Source organism: Burkholderia sp. BC1 (genome assembly GCF_052683555.1).
On sequence record NZ_JBQYLP010000143.1, the window covers coordinates 1 to 3,913 of the forward strand.

Genomic DNA, 3,913 nt, shown 5'->3' on the forward strand with positions numbered 1-3,913 from the left:
CGCGGCCGCGACGCGATCCGCGCTGCAACGGCCGCGCGCCGGTGCGGTCACATGCGGCCGCGCATCCACCGCTATTGGCATGACCGATCGGGCCCCGTCGCCCGATCGCATCAGGAGAATGATCGATGTATTCGTGGTTTGAACGACGGCTGCCGACCTTCCCGCTCGAAGAGCCCGCGACGCCGCCGAACGGCTTCTTCTCGTTCGTCTGGGCCTGCACGCAGGGCGCGCGCGGCTGGATCCTGCTGATCGCGCTGACCTCGGCGGCGCTCGCCGCCTACGAAGCCGCGCTGTTTGCGATGATGGGCCGCGTGGTGGACTGGCTGTCGTCGGCCACGCCGGCGACGTTCGGCGAGCTTCACTTCGGCACGCTGGCCGGCTTCGCGGCGATCCTCGCAGGCAGCGTCGTGCTGATCGCGCTGCACACGATGGTCAAGCATCAGGTGCTCGCGATCAATTTCCCGATGCGGCTGCGCTGGCTGTTTCATCGACTGATGCTCGAACAGAGCCTGTCGTTCTATGCGAACGAATTCGCGGGCCGCGTGACGACGAAGATCATGCAGACTGCGCTCGCCGTGCGCGACGCGCTGTTCATGTCGGTCGACGTCGTGATCGGCGTGGCTGCGTACCTGCTCGGCATCCTCGCGCTTGCCGCGAGCTTCGACTGGCGACTGATGATTCCGCTCGCGCTGTGGGCGCTCGGCTACGGCGCCGCGTGCGCGTATTTCGTGCCGCGTCTCGGCCGCGTCGGCAGCGAGCAGGCCGATGCGCGCGCGCTGATGACGGGCCGCATTACCGACGCGTATTCGAACATCACGACCGTCAAGCTGTTCTCGCATACGCGCCGCGAGGCGGATCACGCGCGGCGCGCGATGGAAGCGTTCAAGGTCACCGGCGATGCGCAGATGCGGCTCGTCAGTGCGTTCGAGATCGTCAATCATCTGCTGTCGACGGCGCTGCTAGTCGGCTCGACGGGCCTCGCGGTCGCGCTGTGGATGCACGGCGAAGCGAGCGCAGGCGTCGTCGCCGCCGTGATTGCGATGGCGCTGCGGCTGTCGAGCTACTCGCACTGGATCATGTGGGAGATGACCGAGCTGTTCGAGAACGTCGGCACGATCCAGGACGGCATCACGACGCTCACGCGCGTGCGCAGCGTCGTCGACGCGCGCGATGCGCGGCCGCTCGTCGTGTCGCGCGGCGAGATCGTGTTCGACAACGTACGGTTCGCGCATGACGACAACGAGAAGCCGGTGTTCGACGGGCTGAACCTCACGATTCGTCCGGGCGAGCGGATCGGCCTGATCGGCCGCTCGGGCGCCGGCAAGTCGACGCTCGTGAACCTGCTGCTGCGCTTCTACGACGTGGACGGCGGCGCGATCCGGATCGACGGGCAGGACATCGCGCACGTCACGCAGGACAGCCTGCGCGCGGCCATTGGCATGGTCACGCAGGATACGTCGCTGCTGCATCGGACGATGCGCGAGAACATCCTGTACGGCCGCCCGGATGCGACCGAACGGGAGATGCGCGCCGCCGCCGAGCGTGCGGAAGCGTCGGAATTCATCGAGCGGCTGCGCGACCGGCATGGGCGCTCGGGCTATGACGTCGAGGTCGGCGAGCGCGGCGTGAAGCTGTCGGGCGGCCAGCGGCAGCGCGTCGCGATCGCGCGCGTGATGCTCAAGGACGCGCCGATTCTCGTGCTCGACGAAGCGACGAGCGCGCTCGACTCCGAGGTCGAAGTCGCGATCCAGCGCAGCCTCGACAGTCTGATGACGGGCAAGACGGTGATCGCGATCGCGCATCGGCTCTCGACGATCGCGGCGATGGACCGGCTGATCGTGCTCGACGAAGGACGAATCGTCGAGGAAGGCACGCATCGGCAATTGCTGCAGGCAGGCGGGATTTACGCGGCGCTGTGGGCCCATCAGAGCGGCGGGTTTCTCGGCGAGACGGCGGACGAGGCGGCACCCGCGCAGTGAGCGTCGCGGTGAAGCCGGCCGCCGGCATCGGTGCACGCCAGGCCGGCGAACGGCTTCGCGAGTGCATCCCCGTCCCGTCGCAACCGGCCGGACCGGCGCTCAGGCGCGGGCTGCGGGCGTCCCCGCGTTGAACGTCGCCCAGCACGGTGACGAGAACGAGTGCGGCAATCAGCCCGAGATGTTCGAAGAAGCCGCATGCCAAGTTCGCCCGCCACCGCCTTAGAACATCGTATGCACCCCGATGCGTGCAACGGCCTGGCTCGCCGAGCTGGAGGCCCCGTTCGGATCGAGCACGCCGTTGATCTGCGCATTCGCGCCGCTATTCGCGCGTTGATAGTCGGCGGACACATACACCATCGTGCGCTTCGACAACAGGTATTGCAGCGCGACGCTGAGCTGATGCGCATGGTTGTCGTTCACGGCTTCGTTGCCCTTCATGTACATGTATTTCGCGCCGAGAAAGACGTCCGGCCGGATCCGCCAGACCGTGCCGGCTTCGGCCATCCACACGCCGGCTTCGTTGAATGAATTGCGCACGGTGGTCAGCAAGGCCTTGGCGGTGACCGCGCCGAAGTCGTAGTGCATGCCGACGCCCCAGTTGCGCACGCTGGTCGACGGTGTCCCCGGCGTCGAGCCGTACTTCTCGTTCGTATAGGCCGCGCCGATACCCAATGCACCGGCCTCGTAGTTCAATCCGACGCTGACGGTATTGTTCGCGCCGACGGAACCGGCCACACCGCCGAACGCATACATCACGCCGCCGGAAAACCCGCCAATCGTCGGTGAACTGTATTTGACGGAATTCGCAACGGGCTTGCTGCCCGCCGTGCGGTCCCAATCGAACGCCCCGGTCGGATTGTTCGGCAGCGCAAGCCGCTGAAACGGCCCGTTCCTGAAGCCGTACAGCCCCGTGATGTCCATCGAAATCGCGTTGCCCTTCGCGAACAGCGAATCGACCATGAAGTCGTACTGGTTACCGAGCCGGACGCTGCCGAACCGGTCGCTCTCGATGCCGACGTAAGCGTTACGGGCAAAGAGGCCCGTGCCGACGATGCTGCCGTTCGCCATCGAGAACTGGTTCACGAGCGCGAACGTCGCGTGATAGCCGCCGCCGAGATCTTCCGTGCCGCGAAGGCCGAACAGGTTCGGCGTGAAGATGCCGTCGTCGAACTTGACGTTCTTCCCGCCGCCCTCGTTACCCACATACGAAATGCCGCTGTCGATCAGCCCGAACAGCGTCACGCTGCTTTGCGCATACGCGCCCGGCGCGATGGCGAGCATCGCGACTACACCAAACCCGAGTTTCATCGTGTCTCCGTCTTTTTTGGAAATTCGCGAGCGGGCGTCCGCTACGTCACCGGCGCTCGCCCGATGCTTTTTTTGAAACAACACCTTCCCTGCCCCGGATCGACGACGATTCAGGGCGGCACATCCGACGTTGCTTAGTGATACTGATTCAACAGAACGAACGAAATATCACGCGCGCGTCGCTGGCTTCATCGCGTCGACGCGATTACGCGAACCCTCGATTCAAGCGTCTCGGCAAATCACCCACGCCGCCGGATTGACTTCAACCGGCACGGCTTCCAGCCCCGCACCGGCGCACGGCCCGTCGATACACATCCCGTCGTCGAACCGGAACAGCGCGCTGTGATGCGCACACATCAGCACCTGCGACCGATAGCACGAAACGTTGCCCGGTACGAAGTCGAGCGGAACCGAGAAATGCGGGCAGCGGTTCACGTACGCCCACACCTGCGCCCCGCGCCGCACGACGATCACCGACCGGCCGATGCACGCTTCATCGACGACCCGCGCCCCGCCGTCGGGCACGTCGGAGACGCGGCAGAGTTGCGTCGCGTTCATGCTCAGACTCTCCGCTCCGGGTTGCCGAGGCTCCAGTCCCACGGCCGCACCTCCACCCGCGAAAACAG

At 65.8% G+C, this 3,913-nt stretch carries 3 protein-coding genes and 1 pseudogene; 1 reads left to right on the top strand and 3 read right to left on the bottom strand.

Annotated elements, in window-relative coordinates:
• Positions 1 to 125: 125 nt before the first annotated feature.
• A complete protein-coding gene (locus ACSHSS_RS29775) occupies positions 126 to 1,979 on the top strand; it encodes an ABC transporter ATP-binding protein (protein ID WP_445545939.1) in 1,854 nt (617 codons plus the stop codon).
• A 219-nt stretch (positions 1,980 to 2,198) separates the two neighbouring features.
• On the opposite strand, the gene ACSHSS_RS29780 is transcribed toward ACSHSS_RS29775, so the two are convergent.
• The 3 genes and pseudogenes from ACSHSS_RS29780 to ACSHSS_RS29790 form a co-directional block, all read right to left on the bottom strand.
• Positions 2,199 to 3,287, bottom strand: a complete 1,089-nt coding sequence (locus tag ACSHSS_RS29780) for a porin (RefSeq protein ID WP_006405412.1) — start codon at positions 3,285 to 3,287, stop codon at positions 2,199 to 2,201.
• Between the two features lie 222 nt (positions 3,288 to 3,509).
• Positions 3,510 to 3,845, bottom strand: coding sequence for a Rieske (2Fe-2S) protein (locus ACSHSS_RS29785; RefSeq protein ID WP_445545940.1), 336 nt, complete (start codon positions 3,843 to 3,845; stop codon positions 3,510 to 3,512).
• A gap of 2 nt (positions 3,846 to 3,847) precedes the next feature.
• Positions 3,848 to 3,913 (bottom strand): annotated as a pseudogene (locus ACSHSS_RS29790) (YciI family protein); the annotation flags it as partial.

Excerpts from the sequence above, each read along its gene's own strand:
- ACSHSS_RS29780 (WP_006405412.1), bottom strand. The coding sequence starts at position 3,287 with ATGAAACTCGGGTTTGGTGTAGTCGCGATGCTCGCCATCGCGCCGGGC.
- ACSHSS_RS29785 (WP_445545940.1), bottom strand. The coding sequence starts at position 3,845 with ATGAACGCGACGCAACTCTGCCGCGTCTCCGACGTGCCCGACGGCGGG.
- ACSHSS_RS29775 (WP_445545939.1), top strand. The coding sequence starts at position 126 with ATGTATTCGTGGTTTGAACGACGGCTGCCGACCTTCCCGCTCGAAGAG.